Source organism: Vreelandella arctica (assembly GCF_037070215.1).
GTDB classification, from domain to species: domain Bacteria; phylum Pseudomonadota; class Gammaproteobacteria; order Pseudomonadales; family Halomonadaceae; genus Vreelandella; species Vreelandella arctica.
The window spans coordinates 19,941-44,295 of sequence record NZ_JBANSN010000005.1; the positions used below are offsets into that span (position 1 = coordinate 19,941).

Consider the following 24,355-nt stretch of genomic DNA (forward strand, 5'->3'; position numbering starts at 1 on the left):
CTTAATCACAGGGAACACTTATGAAAACAATGCGCAACTTCTTACCCGAAAGCTGGAGTCTGGTTTTCTCAGCTGCCGGTGCAGCCTATGGTGTCGGTTTACTGGGTCTATGGGCCTTACCCTTTTTAATAAGCGCCATCATGCTTGACCTGCAGCTCAATGAAGCACAGGCAGGTTTGCTGATGTCAGCAGAGTTTGGATTCACTATGTTGGCTTCGCTGGTAATCGCTCCCTTTATGGGTCATGCACCTAGGCGTACCTTGACTATATTCGGAATCATATTGGCCATTTTTGCGAATATAGCGAGCGCCAACATCGAGAACATATATGTCTTGGCAGCAGTTCGCTGCTTTGCTGGCCTGGGTGCCGGTCTAGCACTGGCTTGCGGCAACGCATCCGTCTCTAGCGCTAAGAACCCGAACCGTGTTGCCGCACATATGAACATACTTTCAGTATTGCTGATGATAGTAGTGATGCTGGGGTACGCCAAGGTTATGGCTCAGTTTGGTCTATCTGGCCTGTATTACGCTATGGCCGCGACCATGGCTATTATGCTGTTAACCACACCAATGTTAGCCCAAAAAGCGCCGGTAGCCGAACGCCATTTATTGGCGAAAGGCACCAGTAAAGGCAAAAATAACATTCTGTTAAGTTTGCCTGCGGTCTGCATGATGCTGGCCATGTTTGTCTTTCAGGCACGTGACACCATGGGCTGGGCATTCGTCGAGCGCATAGGTACAACGGTTGGATACAGTGGTGAAGAGCTGGGCGTGCTGTTATCACTTCAAGCATTTGTCGGTTTACTCGGACCTATCATTGCAGCGATGATCGGCAAGCGCTTTGGTATGAGCATGCCAGTCATTCTGGCGATTCTACTTACTGGCGCTACTAGCCTTAGCTATGTGCTTGGTGAGTATTCTATGACTCTCTATACCGCAGGTGTGATGACTATCTGTCTCACCTACTTTTATGCACTTAGCTATCTGACTGGCCTGGCGGCAGAACTTGATCGTGAGGGGCGTGTGGCTGCTGCGGCAGGCAGTTTCCTTAGCCTGGGCTTGGCAGTAGGGCCAGCTATCTCAGGTGGCCTGATTTCCCTTGGTGGATTTAGTCTGGCAGCGTGGGGAATTGGTGTAACAGTAGTATTGACTCTATTGTTAGTAATCCCGCCGCTAGCCAGCGTCCGGCGTGAGCCTGCCCCCTCAGTATCAGTGGCGGCTCTATAGCATCGTCCCTAAGCCAAGGTGTAGTGCAGTGATTTGTTCCTTCACCTTGGCCCAGTCTTTGAAAAGATTTTAAGTAAGCTCCTAGCATAGCATTAGCGAAGAAACGTTTTTGGATGTCATTCGCACGCTATTCAAAACCAGTATCGCCCCGCGCATCTTACGGCGGCCATTGAGATTGAACCGGTGCAGGGTGAAGGCAGCTTCTAGGCAACAGCATCCGCATTCTGGTACCGCTAACGGTGTCGTCTGCGGTGTTGGAAGAGGGCCTGAGCATTATTGAGCAGTCTCTGGAAGCGCTTAGCTAATATCGTTTAAGCACTACGAAGCCCGCCCATCGTCAAACAGTGAAAGCTGTTGGCGTTGGGCGGGATTTTTATGGGCGTTGAAAGCCTAATGCTAAGATCGTAAGTCGCTCTCATTCCCTTGTGCTAAGCTGAGTTTGGTAGGTGATAGCTCAAAGCTTAGGCGTTGGGAAATGCAGTAAAAGTGCGGAATTTTGATATGCAGCCTGATGGAAAATAATAAATATAAAAAATCAAAGACTTGAGGGGGTTGTGGCAGGCTTCATTTTTCGGACAATCATGCTGGCGCGATCACCCAATCATAGAACACGCTTTTTAATACCTTTAGGATACCTTTAGGCTTCTTATATTATAGGGGTAGAAGTTTTGGATAAAAAGATTTCAAAAAGATTCATAGAGCTTGAGGCCCAAGCTGAAAAAGTGGCTGCTACTCATAAGACATCTCATTCTGAAATGTTTGGGCGTTCTGATAATGTCGATTCCGATGTGTTTCTGGAATGGAGGGTCAAAGTAAAAAATCTTATGGTCAAAGTTGGTGGCGAAAATTCCGAACACTATAAAGAGTTCTCAAAAGCAGAAGAAGATAGTTCATGGAGTGGTAGTTTAACCAAGTTTAAAGCGTTAAAGGCGGTGTTCTTGGCCACAAAAGAAGATTTTGATGGCGGTTATCTATCATCCTACAAAGCAATTGTACAAGCGGAAGTCTTTGATACCGAACTCGAACAAGCTTACGAACTATTAAAGAGCGGTTACTATGTCGCCGCTGCGGTTATTGGTGGTGTCGTTTTAGAGACGGCACTTCGAGAGCTCTGTGACCGAGAGGGTATTGCTCATGGGAAGATGGATAAAATGAATGCAGATCTAACCAAGGCAGGCACATATACCAAAATAGTTCAAAAGCATATAACAGCGTTTGCTGGAATTAGAAATAGCGCTGCTCATGGTAATACTGAAGAATTTAGTAAAAGCGATGTAGAGAAAATGTTGACTTCAATTGAACAGTTTATAGCTTCACACATAGACTGATCTTAAAAAAGCTATGCAATTGACGCCAAAATGCTTCTAGCGTTTCACTCACTACACTTTTTCCCGCAATTGATAGCGGCGTTAGGCACAATGAATGAGTAGTCTCAGTCTCATAGAAAAGCAGAAGTTAGAGCGTGAACTCGGCATGTCGAGTGGCTACGTGCTTGGTTTTTCAAATCGTACTTTCGATGATTTTTTCAGAGAAGTTGTCGGTGTTTCGATTTACGACTCTTCCTATGACCAAGAATCGGGCTCAAAAGCTCACAGAACACGTTCGTTTTGGCGGCTGGCACCGGATGAACAAGTCCTGCTGTTTTTGAACGGTCTGCTCGAAGGTTGGGAAATCTATTCAGATGAACCTATTCCAAATTCTGCCGAAAAACTTCTAAAGCAAATTATCCGAAGGCTGGGAGGAAATAGTGAACCTGTGGCTCAGCCAAATGCTGAAAAAGTGCGAGTCCAAATTGATGAAAATCTGAGCCAACGCATCTTCTCCCAACTGATTGAACTGGCTGATATAACGCCACAGAGTCGTGGATTCGCCTTCGAAAGGTTCCTTAAAGACCTGTTTGATGCATACGGACTTTCTGCACGCTCTTCGTTTCGTCTCATCGGCGAGCAAATAGATGGCAGCTTTGTATTAAATAAAGAAACTTACCTATTGGAAGCAAAGTGGCAAAATGCTCCGACTGGAGCCGCAGATCTACACACTTTTGAAGGTAAGTTAAGCCAGAAGGCGTCCTGGTCCCGAGGTTTATTTTTGAGTAATAGTGGCTTTTCCAGCGACGGACTTCAGGCTTTCGGTAAGGGGAAACGGATTGTGTGCATGGATGGTTTTGATTTGTCAGAAATGCTTAGACGAAGGCTGTCTGTGGTAGATGTTTTGGAGGCAAAAGTTCGGCGAGCGGCAGAAACAGGTAAACCTTTTATTCCTGTCCGTGAGCTGTTTATCTAAATGTGAGCAAGCCTAACTAGGCCAAGCACAGAAAGCTTTTCCGCTGCGGCTTCGCCTCCACTGCTGGCAGCGTCAAATATAATACGTCCGGCACCGAGTGGCCTCAACAGACGTATTATATGAAGCACAACCGCTATCCATCCCCCACCCTGCCATTGTCAAACAGCGAAAGCTGCTGACGATTGGCGGGTTTTGCTTTTTTAGCGCGCTCAGCGAGCGGTCGGCGCTGGCTGGCGAGTTTATCCACAATCGCTTGGCTGGCTTCTCTGGCATCTGGGGTGCGGCGAAGCTCATATAGCATCTTCTTCCAGTGGCGCGCCTCACACTCAAAGTCGTTGGGCAGCGGGTAGTGATCACCGGGCTGAAAGCCGAACCTTTTTTGCAGGCTTTCGGGTAGTGCCCACGGCTTGGCGCGCCACTCTAGCGGCAGGGCGGTTAATTCTGGCACCCAGCGGGCGACAAACTCACCGCTGGGGTCGTTATCCTCCGCCTGTTTGATGGGGTTATACACTCGCAGTGCATTGGTGCCGGTGGCGCCTGCTTGCATCTGCACCTGGGGGTAGTGAATGCCGGGCTCGAAGTCGGTAAATAGCCGCGCCAAGTGCAGGGCAGGTTCGTACCAGTGCAGTCCCAGGCCAAAGGTGGCGTGGGAGATCAGCATGGCGCGCATGCGAAAGTTGATCCAGCCAGTGGCGATCAAGCTGCGCATACAGGCATCTACCAGCGGCACGCCGGTTTGGCCTTGCTTCCAGGCAATCAGGTTGGGATGTTCCGGGTCGCGCTCCCGTAGACCGCGCAGCGCCGGGTGTAGCGTTTGATGCTCGATGCTGGGCTCACTTTCCAGCTTTTGAATAAAGTGGCAGTGCCAGTGAAGCCGGGAAGCGAAGGCGCGCAGCGAACGTGACCACGGTGTGTCTTCCTCATGCTTTTTCCGCTGGCGACGCAGCGACTGCACCACTTCGCGCATGGAGAGCGTGCCCCAGGCCAAGTGTGGGGAAAGCCGTGAGCCAAATTCCCAGGCCAGCAGCGGTTTGGAAAGCGAGCCGCGATAGCGCCGCCCGCGCTGGCTTATAAAGCTGCGCCATATTGCGCGGCCTTCGCTGCGGCCGCCGGGCTGGCGCTCGGGGCAGGGCGTGGTATCAAATCCTAGGGTCAGGCCGTGAAGCTGTTCGGCGTCAATGTGGTGAAAGGCTTGCCAACCCTCAGCCGCCTGGGCGTTTTGCGGGGCAGTGGCGGTGGGTGCCGTCATTAACGTTTCCCACTGTTTTTCCCAGGCGTTACGGTCGGCCACTCTGGAGGTTAAACCACGCACGACGCCGTGCTGGCGCGCTTCATGCCAGGGCGTGTCGTGCTGCTGGCACCACGCTTTGACGCTAAGGTCGCGGGCAAAGCTCCAGGCGTTGCCGGTCTCTTCGTGGGAGTGAAGCACCAGCTCGCCATAGTGCGTTTTGAGGGCGTTCAAACCATCAACGATATCGCCCTGCCAAATACACAGCGGCAGGCCGAGGGTTTCCAGGGCGCTTGATAGATCGATAAGCGAGTCAGCGGCAAACTGCCAGTGGCGCAGGGCGCTGTCTGGCGCCTGCCACTGGCCGGGCTCGATGGCGAAGAGTGGCAACACGGTGCCTGCCGCGGCGGCGTTAGCCAGCGGTAAATGGTCGTGAATGCGTAAGTCGCGTTTGAACCAAACGACCTGGAGGGGTGCCTTAGTCATTAACAAGACCGATACCTGGCGGTTGAGGGCTATTCGTCGCTATACCTGTTCGTCATCACACCAGGACGTTACCATCAAGCCAGCATTTGCGTAATCCATTCAGCAGCACCCTTCCAACAGGAGCGTCACCATGTATATCGCCATGAACCGTTTTCGGATTGCCCCAGGCCGTGAAGAGGACTTTTTAGAGGTGTGGCGCAACCGTGACTCTCACCTGGATGAAGTGCCGGGCTTCAAGCAATTCAAGATGCTGCAGGGTGAAAGTCAGGAAGACCACACCGTGTTTATCTCCCACAGCGTTTGGGAGTCGGAAACGGCCTTCCGCGACTGGACCAAGTCAGACGCGTTCCGCAAAGCGCATGCCAATGCTAAAGCGCCGGAAGGTATCTACCTTGGCCCGCCCAAGTTTGAAGGTTATGAAGTCGTGCTGTAAGGCTCAGATCGCTAACGTTAGTCGACTGGCAGCGGGGTGGTAGCCCCGCTGTTAGGGGGAACTAAAACAATACTAAGCCAATAGACAGCAGCACGCTGTAAAGCAGCGTCGAGATAGCGGTTTTCTTCAGCATGCCGGTTAGAATCTCGCCATCACGGGTATGGCTTAAGGTTTTGGCGGCATCAATTAGCGGCTTAGCCACCAGCAGGCAGCTCCATCCCACCCACGGCACCGGCAGAGCAACCAAATAGATTAGAGTGAGTGCCAGCGCCAATCCCAGCAGCGACCAGTGATACCTAATAGCGTTAGCGCGGCCCAGCCGCACTGCCAGGGTGATCTTGCCGTTACGCGCATCGCTTTCGATATCGCGCACGTTATTGACATTGAGTACGGCGGTTGCCAGCAACCCACACGCCGCCGCGGGTAGAAACGGTAGCCAACTTAGCTGCTGTACATGAAGGTAGTAAGTGCCTATTACCCCCAGTAGCCCGAAAAAAATAAAGACCGCAACGTCCCCCAGCCCCCGATAACCATAGGGCGTGCCACCTAGCCCAACGGTATAGGTCACTGCAGCCAATAAAGAGGCCGCCCCTAGCAGCACGAAGGTGAGAATCTCGCCCCACTGGTTGCCAAAGGCGGTCACCAGTAAGAGTAGCCCCAGCAGCGTGGCAGCAAGCGCGGTTATCACCATTCCCTTGCGCATTGCTTGGGGGCTCAGTAGGCCAGAGGAGACTGCACGCACAGGGCCGATACGCTGCTCGTCGTCAGCACCCGAGGCCGCATCACCATAGTCGTTAGCTAGATTTGAGAGCACTTGCAGCGCAATAGCCGTTAACAGGGCAAGCAGCAGCACGGCAGGATTAAAGGCCTGGGTTGTTGCCGCCAGTCCGCTGCCCAGCAGAATAGAAGCGCACGCCAGTGGTAAGGTGCGGGGGCGGGCTGCGAGTAGCCAAGCCTGGCGTTGACGCTGCTTAGCGAGTGGTTCCATTACGTCGATATCCTGTTAACTATTCGCGGGTAAAAAACGGGTAAAGCGCAGCAGTAAGAAACATGCAAGTATGTATGATTAATTGCTGAAAAGCAGATCTAAGTCAAAAAAAACTCATCGCTTTACGCCACACTGCGAATACTCCATACACCTTTAGTCTACGTGAGAATTGGCGGGTTATTTAGACAATACAAATATGAGGCGTTAGCAACGCTTACCTAAAAGGTTATTTATGTACCCCACCGGCCCTATTGAAGCACTTAAGCACCAGCTTGATACGCTTGGTGAAACCGCTAAAAAGGGGTTTGTTCGCCTTAATACCCCTTGCCAGGTAGATAGCTTGATAGGGTGGCTAAACGTGCAAAGCGTGTTACCTCACATTTACTGGAAATCACGTGATGCGGACGCCGTCGAGCATGTGACGCTGGGGGCTGTTAAAGCGTTTGATTCGCTGGTGGCGCTTCAGGCTGACCTAGCCGCGCTGGCAGGTATTGGCGGCGAGCAGCCGGATTACTTTGGTGGTATGGCCTTTGACCCTGATTCGCCTGGGTGGCAGCACTTTCCTGGCTGTCACTTTTTGCTGCCGCGTATAGAGCTTAGGCGACAGCAAGCTGGTGCGACGCTATCACTCAATCTGCGCTTTGATGATCGCTGCCCAGAGGCCGAGATAGTCCAGGCTCGTGTCTGCTTGGCTGCCCTGGAAGAGGAGCAGCCGCTGCCTTGCTTGCTGCCGCATGTTTATCAGCGTGAAGATCATCCTGCGCAGAAAGAGTGGGCGGCGTGTGTAGAGCGGGTCACTCATCCCGACCATCTGAGTCACACCCCCAAAGTAGTGCTCTCCCGGGAGACCTGCCTGACGACAACTGAAACGCCCAACCCCTGGGCGTTGCTGGCACGCTGGCAGGCCGGAGCCGCCGACTGTTTTCACTTTGGCGTTCAATTGACACCGCATGAGGCGTTTATCGGCTGCCCGCCGGAACGGCTCTACAAGCGTAAAGGCAGGCATTTAATGACTGAGGCGCTGGCGGGTACCACGCGCCGTGGGCGGAATGCCCAACAAGATCAAGCGCTTGCCGATGAACTGCTGGCCGATAAGAAAAATAGCCTGGAAAACCAGTGTGTCTATCAGCAGCTTTTGACCCAGCTTGAGCCACTTTCTGCTCAAGTCCAGATGAGCGAGGCGCATATTGTTAAGCTGTGCTCGGTGCAGCATATCCGCCGTCTGATTCACGCCGAGTTGCACCGAGACGTCACCGACCAGCAACTGCTTTCAGTGCTACCGCCTACCCCGGCGGTAGGTGGCGTTCCCCGTGAATCTGCGTTGGCATTTATTCGCCATCATGAGAGTCATCAACGCGGCTGGTACGCGGGCGTCTTCGGCAAAATCAGCCACGCCAGCAGCGAGCTAGCAGTAACCATTCGCTGCGCCCATATCGGCCCGGAAGCGATTCGACTCTATGCCGGTGCAGGCATTGTGGCAGGCTCCCAACCGGACGAGGAGTGGCGCGAACTGGATACGAAAATCGCTGGCATTATGTCGCTACTAGGGATGGGATAATGCATATGACAGCACCTGTATCTACCGGTTTTGCCATCCAACACGCCACCTTTAATCATGTGTGGGCTGCGCTGACGCTGGAAGAACTCTACCGCTTAGGTGTGCGCGATGTGGTGCTGGCACCGGGCTCGCGCTCATCGCCTTTAACAATGGCCGCCAGCGAACATGCCGGCCTACGCTGCCATTGCCACTTTGATGAGCGCGGGCTGGGGTTTATGGCGCTGGGTATTGCCCGGGGCAGTCAGCGCCCGGTCGTTATTATCACTACCTCAGGCACCGCTGTAGCCAACCTTTATCCGGCGGTAGTGGAAGCCAAACTGCTCGGCGTGCCGCTCATTGTGCTCTCTGCCGACCGCCCCATTGAACTGCTGGATAACGGCAGCAATCAGGCGATTGATCAGCGGGATATTTTCTCCCGCCACACTATTGTTCACCATGACTTGCCGCCGCCAGATGCTGAGATCAAAGCAGCGTTTCTACTCAGCACGCTTGACCAAGCTGTTGACCAGCAACGCCGTACGCCTGGGCCCATCCACATTAACTGCCGTTATCGCGAACCGCTTTATCCCGGCAGTTGCCTGGTGGATGCCAGTGACTATCTTGCCCCGCTGGGGGATTGGCTGACGACTTTAAAACCGTGGAGTTATTGGTCATCCAGTCCTGCGGTTCCAGCACTTAACAACGAGTGGAAAACGTTTGCCCAGCAGCGGGGCCTGATTGTTGTAGGCAGTGTTGATGATGCCCATCAGGCGCAGCATGCTATTGAGCTATCCAAGCAACTCGGCTGGCCGCTGCTGGCCGACATACAGAGCCAGGTTCGGTTTGACACTCACAACCTGATTCACTTTGATCTAGCGCTGCATGATGAGCGTTTCAGCGCTGAGCTCGCTAAAGCCGGGGTATTGCTGCAGTTTGGCGGCCGGTTAATCTCCAAGCGGTTAAGCCAATTTATTGCCCAGCAGCCCTGGCAGGATGTCTGGTTGGTTGATCCGCTACCCCAGCGGCTGGATCCTGACTACTGCGTTAAGCGCCGTTTGATATGCTCGCCTGCCGACTTTATCGCTGATTTGCCAACGCACTCCGAACAATCGCCTTGGCATCAGTTGGAGAGCCTTCAACGACATACCAGCCTGCTTGTGGAAGAGCGTTGTGCGGCATTCTCAGAACTGGGTGTTTGCCACCTTTTAGCACAGTTGGCAGTAGGGCAGCTGTTTATAGGCAACAGCCTGCCCGCGCGGCTAATGAATATGCTGGGTACGCATCGCCAAACGCCGCTGCGAGTATTGGCTAATCGTGGCGCGTCGGGTATCGATGGCCTGATCGCGACGGCCTATGGCTTCAGCTGCACATGCTCGGAACCCACGACTATCGTGCTGGGGGATACCAGTGCACTACATGATCTCAACAGTTTGGCGCTTTTAAAGCAGGCCTCCCAGCCCCTGGTGGTGATTATCCTCAATAACGATGGCGGCAGTATTTTCCATATGCTGCCGGTGCCTAAAGAGGGCGAATTGCTGGAGCGCTATTACCGCCAGCCCCATGGCTTGCGCTTCGAGCATGCGGCGAAGATGTTTGGGCTTAGCTACTTCGCGCCCAACTCATTGGATGACTTCTCGGCGGACTACACCCAGGCATTGCAGGCGGGCGTTACGTTGATCGAGGTGAACGTACCCCATCAGCAGGTAGCTGATGATCTCAAGGATCTGGGTGAAGAGATTCGAGGGGAGCCGCGTGAGCAGTAAACCGCAGACGCAGTCGCCCACCCTTATTATGCTGCATGGCCTGCTGGGCAACCGCCACGACTGGGCGGATGTGAGTGCTGGCTTGGATGGGGTAGATTGTCTGGCGCTGGACTTGCCAGGGCACGGCCAGAACCACCGGGTACGGGTAGCCTCGTTTGAGGCGTTTCATCACTGGCTTTGTGACACATTGATAGATCGAGGTGTTAGCCGTTACTGCCTGCTGGGCTACTCCCTGGGCGGGCGTTTGGCGCTTTACCACGCCAGCCGCCAGCCACCGGGGCTGGAAGCGCTCTGGCTGGAGAGCGCTCACCCAGGGCTGCCCGCCAGTGAGCGTTTTGCCCGAATTGCTCACGATGAACGCTGGGCAACACGCTTCGAGCAGGAGCCATTAGAGGATGTGCTTGCCGACTGGTATCAGCAGCCTGTATTCGCCGATCTTACCGAGGGCCAGCGCAGTCGGCAGATTCAGCGCCGTCTAGTGAACCGTGGGTCAGCCATCGCTAACATGCTGCGGTCAACTTCCTTGGGTCATCAGCCGTCACTATGGTCGTGGTTGGAAAATACCACGCTTCCAGTGAGCTACTTTTCGGGGCAGCGAGACATCAAGTTCCACACTCTGGCGTCTCATCTAGCAACGATGGCCCCGCGCCTGCGCCATATCACGCTGGAAGGGGGCCACAATCTTCATGCTGAGCAACCAAAGATGATCGCTCAGCCGCTCAATGCCTGGTATCGCACGCTAGGCTAATGTTTATCAGCTGATCAGCATTAACCAGGGCAGGCCGATCACCAACCAAACCACCAGGAATAGCAGTCCGAAGATCGCCCCTAGACGCCAAAAGAGTGCGCTGGGCAGGTAGCCGCTGCCGTAGTAAACCGGGCTTGGCCCTGTGCCGTAGGGCGTGAGAATGCCCATAAAGCCAAGTGTGGGCAGTAGTAGCAGGATAAACATCTGCATATCCAGCCCGGCAATGCCTGATGCCGCTGCCAGAATTACCGGTAGCAGGGCGGTGACATGTGCCGTCACGCTGGCAAAGAAGTAGTGCAATAGATAGAAGATGACCACCAGCGCCACCATCGCCATCAGCGGGTCGAAGTGGCTTATCTGTCCGCCAACCATGCCGCCAAACCAGTTAACAAACCCCACTAGGCTCAGCCCTCCCGCTAGCGCCACCAGGGTGGCAAACCATACAAAGGTATTCCAGGCTGCTCGGTTATCGAGAATATCGCTCCAGGTCACAATGCCGGTTAACAACATGCCACAGATCACTACGAGTCCTACTAATGACCCAGAGATAATGTCGCCGGCAAAAATCCATAGTAGCAGGGCAGTGACCACCATAATGACCAGCATTATTTCATGGCGGGTCAGTGCCCCCAGCTTGGTTAACTCCTCACCCGCCCAGTCGGAAATTTCATGACCCGCTTTTACTTCGGGCGCGCATAGCCAGTAGCTCAGCAGTGGCACTAGGAGCAGCAGCAGAATGCCCACTGGCGCTACCGCCATAAACCACTGCCCCCAGTTAATCTGAATGCCGGTGGCGCTTTCGGTTAGCGCGATGGCCAGTAAGTTAGGTGCAAGGGCGGTCAAAAAGAGTGAGCTGGTCACACAGGTAGAGGCTAGCGCCGTCCACATCAAAAAGCTGCCCATGCGCTTCATGCTGGGGTCGTTAGGCAGTGAATCGTAAAGCGGCGGCAGGTTGCGAATGACGGGGTAGATTGTGCCCCCGCTACGGGCGGTGTTGGAGGGCGTAAAGGGGGCCAAAATGCCATCGGCAATCATCACCGCGTAGCCAAGGGTCAAGGTGCGTTTCCCCATTGCCTTGACCAGCCAGAGCGATATCCGTCTGCCCAGGCCGGTTTTTTCGTACCCCAGGGCAAACATAAAAGCGCCGAAAATCAGCCACACAGTGGAGTTGGTAAAGCCCGAGACCGCCCACGAAAAGGCTTGGCCCGCGGCATTAAATCCTTCGGTCGCTAGTTGCTCGGGAGAGAACAGCACCCATCTGGAAAGAAGTGCCACCAGGGTAACGCCGATCAGCCCCACCACTGCGCCTGGTAATGGTTCAAGAATCAGGCCCACAACACAGCCCAGGAAAATAGCGAAGAAGTACCACGCATGAGGCGCTAGCCCCGGGGGAGTGGGTATCAGCGCGATGATAATAGTAACGGCTAGCGGTGCTAATAGTTTCCATCGCGGTGAGGATTGAGCATTGCTGTTCATGCGGCCGCTCTCTTCTATGTTTAATAGTAAACGTTTTTACAGGGGGATCTCTGCCAAGCGCAGCGGTAAGAGAAGCACAGCGTCAGAGAGCGAAGTAAATTAGAGCCAGGATGTTATGGCCCTAATATCGGCTTAACACCACCCTGGTTTGTACTTTTCTTGACGCGGGTCAATAGTTCTTTAGACCAATGCGCAATAAAAATTTTGCTGACCAGGGGTATGGTAGTTTCAATCCAGGATAGGGCCTCGAAGAGCGTCGCATTTGCGGCCTTTGAACCTAGCGAACGGAAGGGATTGTCATGCAGCAGCGAGATTTCGATATCGTTATTGTGGGTGGTGGGGGAGCAGGCTTACGCGCTGCTATTGGTGCCGCTGAACACGCTAAGGAGCACAAGACCCCTCAACGAATTGCGCTGCTGTCCAAGGTTTATCCCATGCGCTCGCATACTGTGGCTGCTGAAGGTGGCGCTGCCGCGGTTACCAGCCCCGAAGACTCGCATCAGGCACATTTTGATGACACGGTGTCAGGCGGCGATTGGCTGGTGGAACAGGGTGTGGCCGACTACTTTGTCCATCATGCTTATCAAGAACTGGTGCAGATGGAGCGATGGGGCTGCCCCTGGAGCCGAAAAGACGATGGCCAAGTGCAGGTGCGCCGCTTTGGCGGCATGAAAACGGCCCGCACCTGGTTCGCGGCTGACAAAACCGGCTTCCATATGCTCCACACGCTGTTTCAGACCTCACTCAAATATCCTGAAATCGAGCGTTTCGATGAGTACTTCGTACTCGACCTGGCCGTTCACGAGGGCGCTGTGATCGGCGTGATTGCGCTTCAAATTGCCACCGGTGAACTGACCCTGCTGCGCGCAAAGGCGGTGGTGCTCGCCACTGGTGGCGCTGGGCGCTTGTTCCGCTTCAATACCAATGCGGGCATTGTCACTGGTGACGGCATGGCGATGGCCTATCGTCACGGTGTGGCGCTGCGGGATATGGAGTTCGTCCAGTACCACCCCACCGGCCTGCCCGGTTCTGGCATTTTGATTACCGAAGCGTGCCGAGGCGAAGGTGGCATTCTGCTCAATAAGGATGGCTATCGTTACCTGCAGGATTACGGCCTGGGCCCGGAAACTCCGCTGGGCAAGCCGGAAAACAAGTACATGGAACTGGGGCCACGGGACAAACTTTCCCAGGCATTTTGGCAGGAGCAGCAGGCGGGCCGCACCGGCAAGTTTGGCGACAGCGATGTGGTCTATCTCGACCTGCGTCATTTAGGCGAAAAGACCATTCTGGAACGTCTGCCGTTTATCTGCGAGCTGGCGAAAGCCTACATCAACGTCGACCCTGTTAAAGAGCCGATTCCCATTCGCCCGGCGGTGCACTACACCATGGGCGGTATTGAAACCGATCCTAAGTGCGAAACCTCAATCGCCGGGCTCTACGCCGCCGGGGAGTGTGCTTCTGTCGGTTTGCACGGTGCCAACCGCCTGGGCTCCAACTCGTTGACAGAGCTGCTGGTGTTTGGTCGCTTAGCCGGTGAACAAGCAAGCAAGCGCGCAGCACAAACCGAGTGGGCCGATGAGCGCCTGTTGGAAGCCCAGGGCGATCGCCAACAAGCTAAACTGCTGCGGCTCTGTGATGGAACCGGGGGTGCAGAGAACTGGGTAGCACTCAAGCACGCCATGGTACAAGCCATGGAGAACGGCTGTGGGATTTACCGCACCGAAGAGGGTATGCGCCATTCGCTGGCTACCATGCGCCAGCTACGTGAGCGCTTTAATAGGGTTCGCGTTAACGATACCAGCAAGGTCTTCAATACCGAGTTGCTTGAGTGTCTTGAGCTAGAGTGTGGCCTGGATATTGCCGAAGCCTCTTGTTTGGGGGCGCTGGAGCGCCGTGAATCCCGTGGCGCCCACCAGCGCTTGGATGAAGGTATGCAGAAACGTGATGACGTTAACTACCTCAAACACAGCCAGGTGTTCTATCAAGGCGATGCTCATGCTGAGTTGCGCTGGCAGGACGTTGATGTGCGGTTTTCTGCCCCCGCTGAACGGGCTTATGGCGATGCGGGTAAGGGGAGTAAAGCATGAACACCGATCAAATCACTGCCAAGCGTGTTAGCACTAATAACATCAGTACTAAAAACATAAGTACCAAGCACATCAGCGTCAAACGCTACCTGCCGGATAATTCGACGGAGTCCTACTGGCAGGCGTACGACTTACCGGTGGATGACAGCACATCCCTGCTGGATGCCCTCAACCATATTAAAGAGCAGCTCGATAGCACCTTGAGCTACCGCTGGTCCTGCCGGATGGCGATTTGCGGCTCCTGCGGGGTCATGGTGAACGGCATTCCCAAGCTCGGCTGCAAAACCTTCCTGCGCGATTACGAGGGCGATATTCGCATTGAACCGCTGGCCCACTTCCCCGTGCAGCGGGATCTGGTGGTGGATATGGAGATATTCCTGGAGCATCTGGCGGCGGTGAAGCCCTATTTGATTGACGACAACCCGGTGAAAGCGTTTGACCCGCAAGCGCCGGAAACCTACCGCCAGACACCTGAACAACTTGAACGCTATAAGCAGTTTGCTAACTGCATAAACTGTGGGCTTTGTTACTCAGCCTGCCCGCAGTTTGGGCTGAACCCTGAGTTCCTTGGCCCAGCGGCGATAACACTGGCCCACCGCTACAACCTGGATAGCCGCGACCACGGTAAGAAGCAGCGCATGGCGGAGCTCAATCGCCATGAAGGGGTGTGGAGTTGCACGTTTGTGGGGTTCTGCTCCAAGGTCTGCCCCAAACACGTTGACCCGGCCGCGGCGGTGAATCAGGGCAAGGTTGAGGCGGCCAAACACACGCTTATCGCGCTGTTTAAAGGATAGGGGGAGGAGCATCATGGATAAATCATCAACACAACGCTTGCCGCCGCTGAAACGCACTTGGTGGCTGAAGCACGGCTTTTTTAAGCTCTATATGCTGCGTGAAGCCACGGTACTGCCGCTGCTGTTTTTCACGTTCTGCTTACTCGCCGGTATGTTTGCTCTTCTGCAAGGGGCAGAAAGCTGGCAAGGGTGGATCGCCTTTATGGGCTCTCCCATCGTATTAGTGCTTAATCTTCTCGCACTGGCCGCCAGCTTGTTTCACGCTGTCACCTTCTTTGTACTGTTTCCGCGGGTCATGCCGCTGCGCATCGCCGGGCATAGCCTGCCTGACCAAGTCATTGTTGCTGGGCAGTGGGCGGGAGTCGTAGCGGTCGCGCTACTGTTTTTCTGGCTATTGGGGAGGGCATGAACATGGAAAAAATAGCCATCAGTAAACATAAACAAGCCTTTGATGAACCGCTCTGGTGGGGGCTGTTTAGCGCGGGCGGTGTCTGCTTTGCCGTCTTCCTGCCTGCCGTTATTCTCTTTATCGCTATTCTACTGCCTCTTGGCCTGTTGCCTGCCGAGGCGCTGAGCTATGAACGGGCCTCAAAGCTGCTGTTTAGCGTACCGGGCTTTCTGTTTGTTGGGGCAGTTGTTTGCTTGCCACTATTTCATGCCGCCCACCGCCTGCGCCATGGGATGTTTGATATCAGCGTGGGCAATGACGCACTTAACAAAAAGCTGATGTACGGTGGCGCTGCGCTGCTCAGCATGGTGGCGCTGGGCTTGGTCGTCATAGGTATGCTGGGTTAAACGGCGCGCTGTCAGCATTCGTCCCAACTGATAAAAAGAGACTGACATGATTAACGGACTCACTGAAACGGAATTCTATGGCCCGGTAGAGTGGCAGGATCGCTCAGATGGCTATCAGGATATTTTGTACCACACCACTGCCGACGGCATTGCGCGCATCACCATCAACCGCCCCGAGGTGCGCAACGCCTTTCGCCCGCTAACGGTTAGCGAGATGGCCCAAGCGCTAAACCGCGCTCGCCACGACAGCACCATTGGCGCCATTCTGCTTACGGGTGCAGGCGACAAAGCGTTCTGTTCCGGCGGTGACCAGCGCATTCGCGGTGACTACGGCGGCTACCAGGATGAAGAGGGCACCCACCACCTCAACGTGCTGGATTTCCAGCGCGATATTCGCACCTGCCCCAAGCCGATTATCGCCATGGTGGCGGGCTACGCCATTGGCGGCGGTCATGTTCTGCATCTAATGTGTGATCTGACCATTGCCGCCGATAACGCTGTCTTTGGCCAAACCGGCCCTAAAGTAGGCTCCTTCGATGGCGGCTACGGCGCCTCTTATATGGCGCGCATTGTGGGCCAGAAAAAGGCCCGGGAGATCTGGTTTTTGTGCCGCCAGTACAGCGCCGTCCAAGCGCTGGAAATGGGGCTTGTTAATCACGTGGTGCCGCTGGAAGAGCTGGAAAAAGAGAGCGTGCGCTGGTGCCGGGAAATGCTACAGCATAGCCCCATGGCGCTGCGCTGCCTAAAAGCCGCGCTCAATGCCGACTGCGACGGTCAGGCCGGGCTGCAGGAGCTAGCAGGTAACGCCACCATGCTCTACTACATGACCGAAGAGGGGCAGGAAGGGCGTAACGCCTTCAACGAAAAGCGTCGCCCGGACTTCTCCCGCTACCCCCGTAACCCTTAATGCAACTGGCGCTCTACCGCTACTCTCTACCGTTCCGTCAGCCGTTGATGTTTAAAGGAGAGCGGCTGGCGAATAGAGAGGGGCTGTTAGTTTCCATTAATGGCCAGTGGGGCGAGATTGCCCCGCTACCTGGATTCTCGACTGAAACGCTGGTGGAAGCTGAAGCCGAAAGTCTGGCTTGCTTGGTTGCTTTGAGCCGAGGCGAAAAAGTCTCCCCAACGCTACCGTCAGTGCAGTTTGGGTTTGGCTGCGCCCAACGCGTTTGGCCACTCAATCTTCCAGCGCCTTTACCGCCCTACCCGCTGCTCCAGGGGGAGCCAGCAGCATTGATACAGTCTCTTTCAACCTCCCATTGGCAAGCGTCGCCACCGTCTCGGCTCAAGTTAAAGGTGGCACGCTATGCCATGGAGGAAGAACTGGCGCTGATCGAAAAGCTTGCCGCGCGGCTGCCCACTACTAAGCTGATTCTGGATGCCAATAGCGGCTGGGCGCTCACAGAAGCCCAGCGCTTCTGTGAGCGCCTACCTCTTGCGCAAATCGACTACCTGGAAGAGCCCTGCGCTGCCTTTGCTGACACCATCGCCGTGGCAGAAGCGACTGGGGTAGCCATTGCCCTGGATGAAACCCTCTCGCGCAGGGAAGAGTGGAACTATCACCCGCAGCTTAAAGCCCTGGTGATCAAACCCACGCTGATTGGCTCGCTAAGCGACTGCGAGGTACTTGTTCAGCGGGCACGGGCGGTCAATCTATGCGTGGTAGTTTCCTCCAGCTTTGAATCCGATTTAGGCCTTGGGTTGCTTGCCCGGTTGGCTAGCGAGTGGGCGCCTCATGAGCCACCGGGGCTGGATACCGGCCTCTGGCTTACCGAGCGCGTGACCACTGCCGGTGGCGGAGTGATGACAGAAAGCTTGCATTGTCTCTATAAAATGGAAAATTCAGCGTGAAAGATATTTGCCCTATTTTCTACTGGGCCAAAGAGACCCCTGAGAAAATCGCCATAGAGGCGGGTTCGGTGAAGCTTAGTTACCGAACGCTCAACCGCCGCGTAGCGTGTTTAGCACAGCAACTGGCTCGGAAAGGTTTTGTGCCAGGTGATCGGCTAGTCGTCCCTGCCAAAGGCTCGCTTGAATCCTTGCTGCTGGCGTGGGCCTGCCTGCGGATCGGGGTGATTTTCTGCCCGCTTAACCCAGCATTTCCTGTTACTCAGCAGCTTGGCCTGGCCAAGCGTTTGCGGGCTGGCCGCGTTTGCCAGACGGAAAGTGACAATGATTACGCTTCAAAGCTAACGCCGATCACTCTCGATTTCCGGGCGGAAGCTGATGCAGGTGAGCCTCCGGCGCTTGATGGTAGCCAGCTGTGTAACACCATTTTCACCTCCGGCTCCAGCGGCACGCCCAAGGCGGTGCTGCATCGTGTGGCCAATCATTTGGCCTCGGCGCGGGGATCGGCGGTGGTTATTCCGGTTGATCAAAACAGTGGCTGGCTGTTGTCGCTACCGCTGTTTCATATCGGTGGCTATGCTATTCCGTTCCGCGTTTTTATGGCCGGTGGGCGGGTGATTCTCGATGGCGATCCGCAAACGCTTCCCGCGCGCCTTGAGCAGCAATCAATCACCCATCTTTCGCTAGTGCCCACCCAGCTTTGGCGGCTGCTGAAAGCGGGCTTGACGCCTAAGAGCACTCAATTGCGCGAGCTGCTGCTGGGCGGTGCGGCCATTCCTGCGCCGCTGGTGGTGCAGATGGCATTCCTGGGGCTGACACCGAAGGTTAGCTATGGGCTATCCGAGATGGCCAGCCAAGTCTGCACTGGTATACCTACCGCGCCGGGCGTCGTCGGCAGGCCGCTGCCAGGCCGTGAGGTGAGGGTTGTTGAAGGTGAGATACAGGTGCGCGGCGAGACTCTATTCTGCGGTTATTTGAATAATGGCGAGGTTGACCCAGCGCTCAACGATCAGGGCTGGTTTGCCACCCGCGATAAGGGGCACTTCACCACGGAAGGCGCGCTAGTGGTGGAAGGGCGGCTTGATAATGGTTTTATCTCCGGCGGCGAGAATATTCAGCCAGAAGCCATTGAGCAGCGCTTGGTTGATCACCCTGGCGTTGCCCAGGCGTTAGTCGTACCGGTGCCCCACCCCGAGTGGGGCGAGCGCCCAGTGGCGTTTATCGATTGGCATGGAGAAGCCGTGACAGAACAGGCGATAAGTGCCTGGGTACGCGAGGCGCTACCCGGCTTTATGGTGCCCGATGCCTGGCTGGCCTGGCCGCCAGGAGTGGGCTTTAAACCCTCCCGCAGGCAGTTTGCTGAGCTGGCACGGGCACACGTAAATTTTACCGTTTAGCGACGCGACCTTTTAAACCTTTCTCTTTATTCGGCTTATTCAGCTAGGTCAGCGTCAGTGCCAGCGGCATCCAGCATAGCGTGGAGTAACACATTGCAACCTGCATGGACATGCTCCGGCGTCGCGCTTTCGATCTCGTTATGGCTGATGCCATCTTTGCAGGGAATAAAGATCATGGCGGCGGGGGCGACGCGACCCACAAACATCGCATCGTGGCCTGCGCCGCTGATGATATCCATATGGGAGAGCTCGAGCTTCTCTATCCCTTGGCGAACCGCATCAACACACTCTTTATTGAAGTATTCCGGGGCAAAATCCGCCGTAGGCGTTAATTCATACGCCAGGCCATGACGTTGGCAAATTTCTTCTACGGCAGCTTCGACAGCTTGGCCCATAGAGATCAGCGCTTCAGGCTCCCAGTGGCGCATATCCAGGGTCATTTTGACTTGGCCGGGAATCACGTTACGTGAACCTGGGTGTAGGGTCATACAGCCTACCGTGCCGCGCCCGTGGGGCTGGTGCTCATTGGCAATACGGTTGAGCGCCTGAGTAACTTCCGCCGCACCCATCATGGCATCCCGGCGTAGGTTCATCGGCGTAGGGCCCGCGTGGGCTTCCAGCCCGGTCAGGGTTAAATCGAACCACTTCTGGCCAAGCCCGCCGATCACCACACCAATCGTGGTGTCGGTATCTTCCAGAATCGGGCCCTGCTCAATATGTGGTTCAAAGTAGGCTTTTATCTCACTGGGCGACACGTTATCGCTACCGCGGTAGTGGATGGCGTCCAGAGCATCGCTAACCGTCACGCCATCGGCATCGGTGCGCGCCATCATGGCGTCAAATTCCAGCTCGCCGGTAAATACGCCGGAGCCCATCATGCAGGGCGGAAAGCGGCAGCCTTCTTCGTTGGTCCAGGCGACGACTTCGATAGGGGACTGAGTAGTAATGTTGTGCTGGTTAAGGGTGCGAATCACTTCCAGGCCGGAGAGTACGCCGAAGCAGCCGTCGTACTTGCCGCCGGTAGGCTGACTATCCAGGTGGCTGCCCGCCATGACGGTTTTGGCGTTAGGATCGCTGCCTTCCCTACGCGCAAAAATATTGCCGATATTATCAATCCGTATCGTGCAGCCCTCTGCGCGGCACCACTGGATAAAGAGATCCCGCCCCTGGCGCTCTAAATCGGTAAGCGCTTGGCGGTTGACGCCGCCTTTGGCGGTGGCGCCTAGCTTGGCCAACTCCATTAGCGATTCCCAAAGTCGGTCGCTGTCAGTGCGTAAGTCAGCGATAGCGATTTTCGGTTCAGTAAGCGAGTTCATATCAATTCCTTTTATTGAGCACGGACGAAGCTGGCGACTCCCCGATTTATTATTTGGCTCATTGCTAGAGTAGAGATAAAAAAGCCAGTAATACGTATAGATCCTCTAACGTGAACAAAAGAAAAGCGTAATTTTATAAACGTGTGTGGTGGCGCATGCTGAGACCATGTCTCATAGCGATGGAGCTAGACACCATGTTTGGAATAAAAAGCAAAACCAAGACACAAGCCTCGCCTTCTTCGATGGGGGATGCCCCTTCAAAAACGGTACTTAATCAGCACTACTGGATGCCGTTTAGCGCCAACCGCGATTTTCACGCCAACCCGCGTGTCATCGCCGGGGCGGAAGGGCGTTACTACATTGATGACCAGGGTCGTAAGCTGTTCGATTCGCTTTCCGGGCTATGGACCTGCGGCGCGGGACATAACCGCGAAGAGATTCAAAAAGCCGTGTCGGCGCAGTTAGGTAGCCTCGACTTTGCGCCAGGTTTTCAGCTTGGCCATCCGCTGGCGTTTAAACTGGCGGAAAAGGTTGCCAGCCTCACACCTGCCGGGCTTGACCATGTATTTTTCACTAACTCGGGTTCTGAAGCCGCCGATACCTCGGTCAAAATGGCCAAGGCCTACTGGCGGTTAAAAGGGAAGCCTGAGAAAACCCGCATGATTGGCCGCGCCAAGGGCTATCACGGGGTGAATATTGGCGGTACCAGCCTGGGCGGTATCGGTGGTAACCGGAAACACTACGGCCAGTTATTGGATGTGACGCACCTACCCCACACCCTTCAAGCGGGCCATGCGTTCACCCGTGGTCAAGCGGAAACCGGTGCCGAGCTTGCCGATGCGTTGCTCGATCAAATCGCCCTTCACGATGCCTCTACGATTGCGGCGGTGATTGTTGAGCCAATGTCTGGCTCGGCGGGTGTGATCGTACCGCCAAAAGGTTATTTGGATCGGCTGCGAGAGATCTGCACCGCTAACGATATCCTGCTGATTTTCGATGAAGTGATCACCGCCTTTGGGCGCAGCGGTGCGACCACCGGCGCGGAAGCGTTTGGCGTGACGCCGGATATCATGAACGTAGCCAAGCAGATCACTAACGGCGCCATTCCTATGGGCGCGGTCATTGCTTCCAGCGAGATATTCGACACCTTCATGAACGCTGGTGGCCCCCAACACGCTGTTGAGTTCTCCCATGGGTACACGTATAGCGCCCACCCAGTGGCGTGTGCTGCGGCGCTAGCGGCGCTTGAAATGATGGAGCGTGAAAACTTCCCCGCTCAGGTGAGCGCCATCGCGCCGACTTTTGAGCAGAAGCTGCACGCCTTGAAAGGCCGCAATCACGTTGTCGATATTCGTAACTACGGCTTGGCCGGTGCCATTCAGCTAACCCCCCGCGACGGCGACCCAACGATCCGCCCCCGCGATGCGCACATGGCGCTTTGGGAAGCAGGTTTCTACGTGCGCTACGGCGCCGACACCCTGCAGTTTGGCCCTCCCTTTGGCACTACGGAAGCTGAGCTTGAGCGTTTGTTTGATGCCGTCGCGACCACCCTGGATTCACTGGCGTAACCCTGGCCAACCCTGTTTGGAGTTTAACTATGAGTGTTGTTTCCCACCTGATTAACGGTGAGTTAGTCGAGAGTAAGCGCACGCTGGATGTCACCAATCCCTCAACGGGCAAAGTGATTCGCCAGGTTGCTGATGCGGATGCCGCCGACGTAGAGCGCGCCATTGCCGCCGCCCAGGCGGCTTTTCCCGCTTGGCGCGATACGCCACCCGCCAAGCGCGCCCAGGTGATGTACCGTTTTAAGCAGTTGCTGGAAGAGCACGCTGACCGCTTAGTACAACTGGTCAGCGAAGAGCATGGCAAAACCCCAGAAGATGCGATGGGCGAACTCAAGCGTGGCATCGAGAACGTCGAGTACGCCTGCGGCGTACCGGAACTACTCAAAGGCGAGTACTCCCACAACGTAGGGCCGGGCATTGATGCATGGTCAAACTTCCAGCCCTTAGGCGTGGTGGCAGGCATTACCCCGTTTAACTTCCCCGCCATGGTGCCGCTGTGGATGTACCCCATGGCCATTGCCTGTGGTAATACCTTTATCCTCAAGCCATCTGAGAAAGACCCGTCCGCCTCAATGGCCGTGGCCGAACTGCTTCAAGAAGCGGGGCTCCCTAAAGGCGTGATGAACGTCATTCACGGCGGTCGCGAAGCAGTGGAAACACTCTTGGATGCCAAAGCCGTTAAAGCCATTTCGTTTGTCGGCTCTACGCCAGTGGCGGAAGCGATCTACTCTCGCGGGGCCGCCGCCGGTAAGCGCGTTCAAGCGTTGGGCGGGGCGAAGAACCACGCCGTGGTGCTGCCGGATGCTGATTTGGAAAACGCCGCCAACACGCTAATGGGCGCGGCTTACGGTAGCTGCGGTGAACGCTGCATGGCGATTTCAGTGGCGGTATGTGTTGGCGATGAAACGGCCAATCGTTTGGTCGAAACCATGCTGCCCAAAATCGCTCAGCTGAAAGTGGGCCCTGGCACTGACAAAGGCCTGGATATGGGCCCGCTGGTAACGGCAGAGCACCGCGATAAAGTGCTCGGCTTCATCGAAGATGGCGTTAACGCCGGGGCAACACTGGTTGCTGATGGCCGCAGCCTGAAAGTGGCTGGCCATGAAGAGGGCTATTTTGTTGGTGGCTGCTTGTTCGATAACGTTACCGCTGAGATGCGTATTTACCAGGAAGAGATCTTCGGGCCAGTGCTGTGCATCGTACGGGTCGGCAGTTTGGACGACGCCATGCAGCTAATTAACGATCATGAATATGGTAATGGCACCTGCCTATTCACCCGTGATGGCGAAGCCGCCCGTCGCTTTACCGACGGTATTGAGGTTGGCATGGTAGGGGTGAACGTACCGCTACCCGTGCCGGTGGCCTACCACAGCTTTGGCGGCTGGAAGCGTTCGCTGTTTGGTGACCTTCACGCCTACGGCCCTGACTCAGTGCGTTTCTATACCCGCCGCAAAGCGGTTTCCCAGCGCTGGCCGTCGGTGAGCGAGGCCACTCGGGCCGAGTTCTCGTTCCCCAACAATCAAAGTTGACGTCTTAGGGTAACTAGGACATCTTCTCAGCACCGTCGCCCTGCGATGGTGCTTTTTTTGGTGCGTACTTCAGACGTATAGGGACGAGGACAGCGTGGCGAGAACCCAGGACGAAATTCGGCAAACTAACGTAAAAAAGATTCTCCAAGCGGCAGAGCAGCTGTTTGCCGAAAAAGGCTATGCAGGTGCCTCAATGGGTGAAATCGCACAACTGGCAGAGATCCCCAAATCCAATGTGCACTACTACTTCTCGACCAAAAAAGCGCTGTATCAAGATGTACTGTTAGAGCTTCTCGAAGTATGGAAACAGGATGCGCTGTGCTTTGAGCTTTACGATGATCCTCGCGTCGTGCTTTCCACCTACATTCGCGCCAAGATGACCCACTCCCGCAACCGCGCCCACGGCTCAAAAGTATGGGCCGCCGAAGTGATGCAGGGCGCCCCGATCCTTAAGGAGCGCCTGCGCGATAACCTCTATGAATGGGCCAAACTCAAAGAATCGAAAATTCGCGAGTGGGTCGAGTCGGGCCAGATCAATCCCGTCGAACCTTCCTACCTTCTATACATGATCTGGGCCTCTACCCAGCACTACGCCGATTTCGACTACCAAATCTACTTGCTCAACGACGACCAGCCGCTGGACGACTTACAGTTCGAAAAAGCCGTGCAGTCGGTTACTTCGGTGATTTTGCGGGGCATTGGGCTGACTTCGTAATGGCCGGTGAAAAAGCTAGAAAAATTGCTATTGAACCCCTTGAAAGCCTTTGAACTGCTCCTATTTTGCAGTTGATAGAGGCGCTGCTCTGTGACGTGGCGGCCTCTTTCGATCATCTGCTTAACGTAGGAGGTGTTCGCT

At 55.3% G+C, this 24,355-nt stretch carries 21 protein-coding genes; 17 read left to right on the forward strand and 4 right to left on the reverse strand.

Going from position 1 to position 24,355, the window contains the following annotated elements; genetic code table 11:
• Positions 1–20: 20 nt before the first annotated feature.
• The 3 genes from V8L70_RS05795 to V8L70_RS05805 all read left to right on the forward strand — a co-directional run bounded on the left by V8L70_RS05795 (position 21) and on the right by V8L70_RS05805 (position 3,509).
• Positions 21–1,226: an MFS transporter gene (locus V8L70_RS05795; protein WP_101148162.1), complete on the forward strand. Its 1,206-nt coding sequence runs from the start codon at positions 21–23 to the stop codon at positions 1,224–1,226.
• Positions 1,227–1,894: 668 nt separating this feature from the next.
• Positions 1,895–2,554, forward strand: a complete 660-nt coding sequence (locus tag V8L70_RS05800; protein ID WP_101148161.1) for a DUF4145 domain-containing protein — start codon at positions 1,895–1,897, stop codon at positions 2,552–2,554.
• Between the two features lie 94 nt (positions 2,555–2,648).
• Entirely contained in the window at positions 2,649–3,509 is an 861-nt protein-coding gene (locus V8L70_RS05805; protein ID WP_198556164.1) for a restriction endonuclease, read from the forward strand.
• A 133-nt stretch (positions 3,510–3,642) separates the two neighbouring features.
• On the opposite strand, the gene V8L70_RS05810 is transcribed toward V8L70_RS05805, so the two are convergent.
• Entirely contained in the window at positions 3,643–5,223 is a 1,581-nt protein-coding gene (locus V8L70_RS05810; RefSeq protein ID WP_101148160.1) for a cryptochrome/deoxyribodipyrimidine photo-lyase family protein, read from the reverse strand.
• A 130-nt stretch (positions 5,224–5,353) separates the two neighbouring features.
• Between V8L70_RS05810 and hmuQ the strand changes: the two genes are divergently transcribed.
• Positions 5,354–5,656 carry a heme-degrading protein HmuQ gene (gene hmuQ, locus V8L70_RS05815; RefSeq protein ID WP_008959304.1) on the forward strand — a complete coding sequence of 101 codons (303 nt, stop codon included), beginning with the start codon at positions 5,354–5,356 and terminating at the stop codon, positions 5,654–5,656.
• Between the two features lie 61 nt (positions 5,657–5,717).
• Here hmuQ and V8L70_RS05820 read toward each other — a convergent pair whose 3' ends face one another.
• Complete coding sequence (locus V8L70_RS05820) at positions 5,718–6,644, reverse strand: 1,4-dihydroxy-2-naphthoate polyprenyltransferase (RefSeq protein ID WP_008959305.1); 927 nt, start codon at positions 6,642–6,644, stop codon at positions 5,718–5,720.
• 232 nt (positions 6,645–6,876) lie between these two features.
• On the opposite strand from V8L70_RS05820, the gene V8L70_RS05825 reads away from it, so the two are divergent.
• Genes V8L70_RS05825 through menH form a run of 3 tightly spaced genes read left to right on the forward strand, consistent with a single transcriptional unit; the run spans position 6,877 to position 10,692 of the window.
• Positions 6,877–8,202 carry an isochorismate synthase gene (locus tag V8L70_RS05825; RefSeq protein WP_101148159.1) on the forward strand — a complete coding sequence of 442 codons (1,326 nt, stop codon included), beginning with the start codon at positions 6,877–6,879 and terminating at the stop codon, positions 8,200–8,202.
• Between the two features lie 5 nt (positions 8,203–8,207).
• Positions 8,208–9,944 (forward strand): 2-succinyl-5-enolpyruvyl-6-hydroxy-3-cyclohexene-1-carboxylic-acid synthase, encoded by a 1,737-nt coding sequence (menD, locus tag V8L70_RS05830; RefSeq protein WP_232774988.1) that lies wholly within the window; start codon positions 8,208–8,210, stop codon positions 9,942–9,944.
• The gene (gene menH, locus V8L70_RS05835; protein ID WP_101148157.1) at positions 9,934–10,692 is read left to right on the forward strand and encodes a 2-succinyl-6-hydroxy-2,4-cyclohexadiene-1-carboxylate synthase; all 759 of its coding nucleotides are present in this window, start codon (positions 9,934–9,936) and stop codon (positions 10,690–10,692) included. The genes menD and menH overlap by 11 nt, the downstream gene beginning before the upstream one ends.
• Before the next feature lie 6 nt (positions 10,693–10,698).
• Here menH and V8L70_RS05840 read toward each other — a convergent pair whose 3' ends face one another.
• Positions 10,699–12,168 (reverse strand): anion permease, encoded by a 1,470-nt coding sequence (locus tag V8L70_RS05840; protein ID WP_101148156.1) that lies wholly within the window; start codon positions 12,166–12,168, stop codon positions 10,699–10,701.
• 299 nt (positions 12,169–12,467) lie between these two features.
• Between V8L70_RS05840 and frdA the strand changes: the two genes are divergently transcribed.
• The 7 genes from frdA to V8L70_RS05875 are packed head-to-tail and all read left to right on the forward strand — an operon-like array spanning position 12,468 to position 19,089.
• Positions 12,468–14,255, forward strand: coding sequence for a fumarate reductase (quinol) flavoprotein subunit (gene frdA, locus V8L70_RS05845; RefSeq protein WP_101148155.1), 1,788 nt, complete (start codon positions 12,468–12,470; stop codon positions 14,253–14,255).
• Positions 14,252–15,049 (forward strand): succinate dehydrogenase/fumarate reductase iron-sulfur subunit, encoded by a 798-nt coding sequence (locus V8L70_RS05850; protein WP_101148154.1) that lies wholly within the window; start codon positions 14,252–14,254, stop codon positions 15,047–15,049. Before frdA ends, V8L70_RS05850 begins: the two co-directional genes overlap by 4 nt.
• A 13-nt stretch (positions 15,050–15,062) precedes the next feature.
• Positions 15,063–15,458, forward strand: coding sequence for a succinate dehydrogenase/fumarate reductase transmembrane subunit (locus tag V8L70_RS05855; RefSeq protein ID WP_101148153.1), 396 nt, complete (start codon positions 15,063–15,065; stop codon positions 15,456–15,458).
• Between the two features lie 2 nt (positions 15,459–15,460).
• Entirely contained in the window at positions 15,461–15,844 is a 384-nt protein-coding gene (gene frdD, locus V8L70_RS05860; protein WP_232774987.1) for a fumarate reductase subunit FrdD, read from the forward strand.
• Positions 15,845–15,890: 46 nt separating this feature from the next.
• On the forward strand, positions 15,891–16,751 hold the full coding sequence (menB, locus tag V8L70_RS05865) for a 1,4-dihydroxy-2-naphthoyl-CoA synthase (RefSeq protein ID WP_101148151.1): 861 nt from the start codon (positions 15,891–15,893) through the stop codon (positions 16,749–16,751).
• A complete protein-coding gene (menC, locus tag V8L70_RS05870; RefSeq protein ID WP_101148150.1) occupies positions 16,751–17,695 on the forward strand; it encodes an o-succinylbenzoate synthase in 945 nt (314 codons plus the stop codon). The genes menB and menC overlap by 1 nt, the downstream gene beginning before the upstream one ends.
• Complete coding sequence (locus V8L70_RS05875; RefSeq protein WP_101148149.1) at positions 17,692–19,089, forward strand: AMP-binding protein; 1,398 nt, start codon at positions 17,692–17,694, stop codon at positions 19,087–19,089. The genes menC and V8L70_RS05875 overlap by 4 nt, the downstream gene beginning before the upstream one ends.
• A 35-nt stretch (positions 19,090–19,124) precedes the next feature.
• Here the strand turns inward: V8L70_RS05875 and V8L70_RS05880 are convergent, their stop codons facing one another.
• Positions 19,125–20,405: a Zn-dependent hydrolase gene (locus V8L70_RS05880; protein WP_101148148.1), complete on the reverse strand. Its 1,281-nt coding sequence runs from the start codon at positions 20,403–20,405 to the stop codon at positions 19,125–19,127.
• A gap of 194 nt (positions 20,406–20,599) precedes the next feature.
• Between V8L70_RS05880 and aptA the strand changes: the two genes are divergently transcribed.
• From aptA to V8L70_RS05895, 3 genes are all read left to right on the forward strand, one after another.
• Positions 20,600–21,973: an omega-aminotransferase AptA gene (aptA, locus tag V8L70_RS05885; protein WP_198556163.1), complete on the forward strand. Its 1,374-nt coding sequence runs from the start codon at positions 20,600–20,602 to the stop codon at positions 21,971–21,973.
• 29 nt (positions 21,974–22,002) lie between these two features.
• Positions 22,003–23,499: a CoA-acylating methylmalonate-semialdehyde dehydrogenase gene (locus V8L70_RS05890; protein WP_101148147.1), complete on the forward strand. Its 1,497-nt coding sequence runs from the start codon at positions 22,003–22,005 to the stop codon at positions 23,497–23,499.
• A gap of 94 nt (positions 23,500–23,593) precedes the next feature.
• Positions 23,594–24,214, forward strand: a complete 621-nt coding sequence (locus V8L70_RS05895; RefSeq protein WP_008959320.1) for a TetR/AcrR family transcriptional regulator — start codon at positions 23,594–23,596, stop codon at positions 24,212–24,214.
• Positions 24,215–24,355: the final 141 nt, after the last annotated feature.

Bases quoted from the DNA above. Each gene is read 5' to 3' on its own strand.
- V8L70_RS05795 (WP_101148162.1), top strand. From the start codon at position 21: ATGAAAACAATGCGCAACTTCTTACCCGAAAGCTGGAGTCTGGTTTTC.
- V8L70_RS05805 (WP_198556164.1), top strand. From the start codon at position 2,649: ATGAGTAGTCTCAGTCTCATAGAAAAGCAGAAGTTAGAGCGTGAACTC.
- V8L70_RS05810 (WP_101148160.1), bottom strand. From the start codon at position 5,223: ATGACTAAGGCACCCCTCCAGGTCGTTTGGTTCAAACGCGACTTACGC.
- hmuQ (WP_008959304.1), top strand. From the start codon at position 5,354: ATGTATATCGCCATGAACCGTTTTCGGATTGCCCCAGGCCGTGAAGAG.
- V8L70_RS05820 (WP_008959305.1), bottom strand. From the start codon at position 6,644: ATGGAACCACTCGCTAAGCAGCGTCAACGCCAGGCTTGGCTACTCGCA.
- V8L70_RS05825 (WP_101148159.1), top strand. From the start codon at position 6,877: ATGTACCCCACCGGCCCTATTGAAGCACTTAAGCACCAGCTTGATACG.
- menD (WP_232774988.1), top strand. From the start codon at position 8,208: ATGACAGCACCTGTATCTACCGGTTTTGCCATCCAACACGCCACCTTT.
- V8L70_RS05840 (WP_101148156.1), bottom strand. From the start codon at position 12,168: ATGAACAGCAATGCTCAATCCTCACCGCGATGGAAACTATTAGCACCG.
- frdA (WP_101148155.1), top strand. From the start codon at position 12,468: ATGCAGCAGCGAGATTTCGATATCGTTATTGTGGGTGGTGGGGGAGCA.
- V8L70_RS05850 (WP_101148154.1), top strand. From the start codon at position 14,252: ATGAACACCGATCAAATCACTGCCAAGCGTGTTAGCACTAATAACATC.
- V8L70_RS05855 (WP_101148153.1), top strand. From the start codon at position 15,063: ATGGATAAATCATCAACACAACGCTTGCCGCCGCTGAAACGCACTTGG.
- frdD (WP_232774987.1), top strand. From the start codon at position 15,461: ATGGAAAAAATAGCCATCAGTAAACATAAACAAGCCTTTGATGAACCG.
- menB (WP_101148151.1), top strand. From the start codon at position 15,891: ATGATTAACGGACTCACTGAAACGGAATTCTATGGCCCGGTAGAGTGG.
- menC (WP_101148150.1), top strand. From the start codon at position 16,751: ATGCAACTGGCGCTCTACCGCTACTCTCTACCGTTCCGTCAGCCGTTG.
- V8L70_RS05880 (WP_101148148.1), bottom strand. From the start codon at position 20,405: ATGAACTCGCTTACTGAACCGAAAATCGCTATCGCTGACTTACGCACT.
- aptA (WP_198556163.1), top strand. From the start codon at position 20,600: ATGTTTGGAATAAAAAGCAAAACCAAGACACAAGCCTCGCCTTCTTCG.
- V8L70_RS05890 (WP_101148147.1), top strand. From the start codon at position 22,003: ATGAGTGTTGTTTCCCACCTGATTAACGGTGAGTTAGTCGAGAGTAAG.